At 51.6% G+C, this 971-nt stretch carries 1 pseudogene; it reads left to right on the top strand.

The features are described 5' to 3' along the window. Positions 1-268: 268 nt before the first annotated feature. Positions 269-691: pseudogene (locus ACP97_RS08290) on the top strand (2-oxo acid dehydrogenase subunit E2); the annotation flags it as partial. Between the last annotated feature and the right edge of the window lie 280 nt (positions 692-971).

Genomic DNA, 971 nt, shown 5'->3' with positions numbered 1-971 from the left:
TGTTGTCTGTGGGGTAGTGTTGTGTGTAGTGTGGTGGGGTGCGGCGTGGTGAGGGCTGGTTGTTACATCGTAGTATTGTGAGTGTGTGGTTGATGTTGGACAGGGAAATCGGAGCAGGTGTTGCGGTAGTATTAGCTACGGTTGTGGAGCGACAGTCCGATTGAATACGACTCTTGTTTTTTTTAATGATACGGCGACCACCGAGATCTACACACTGCATATCGTCGGCAGCGTCAGATGTGTATAAGAGACAGAGAAACACTACTACAACGTCGGCTTTGCGACCCACACCGAGGACGGTCTCATGGTGCCCGTGGTCAAAGACATCGACGGGAAGTCCATCGTGGAGGTCGCAGCGGAGATGGAAGACCTTGCCGAGCAGGCTCGCGACCGTTCCATCGACGTCGCGGACCTCCAGGAGGGAACGTTCACGGTGACGAATCTCGCGCTCGACGGCGAGCACCGCACCTTTGGCACGCCGGTCATCAACCATCCCGAGGCAGCCATCATGGGCATCGGTCCTATCGATGAGAAACCGATTGCGGTGGATGGCGAGGCTGTCGTCCGCAATCGGGTTCCGCTATCGCTATCGTTCGATCATCGACTCATTGACGGCGTGACGGCAAATCGGTTCATGGAGCATGTCATCGAGGCCATTGAAGATCCGGATGTACTGCTCTCGCGGCTGTAATTCCTCTTAGTTTGTATCTACACGTTGTGAATCATTCATCAGCTATTGAGGGTCAGTCCCATCAATTTTATAGCGTTTTTTCGTCTGATTCCCCTTTCTGTCTCTTATACACATCTCCGAGCCCACGAGACCGAGGCTGATCTCGTATGCCGTCTTCTGCTTGACACACAACATTATACCTTTCCCTCTTCTTTTCCTCTTTTCATATCTCTTTATCCTTTCTGTTCATCGTCTTCTCACTTCCCTATCTTGTCTTTCTCATCTTTCCTCTCCTTCTTTT

Source organism: Halococcus sediminicola, assembly GCF_000755245.1.
GTDB classification, from domain to species: domain Archaea; phylum Halobacteriota; class Halobacteria; order Halobacteriales; family Halococcaceae; genus Halococcus; species Halococcus sediminicola.
The sequence above is the reverse complement of the archived record's forward strand: the minus strand, read 5'-3'. Positions and strand labels throughout refer to the sequence as shown.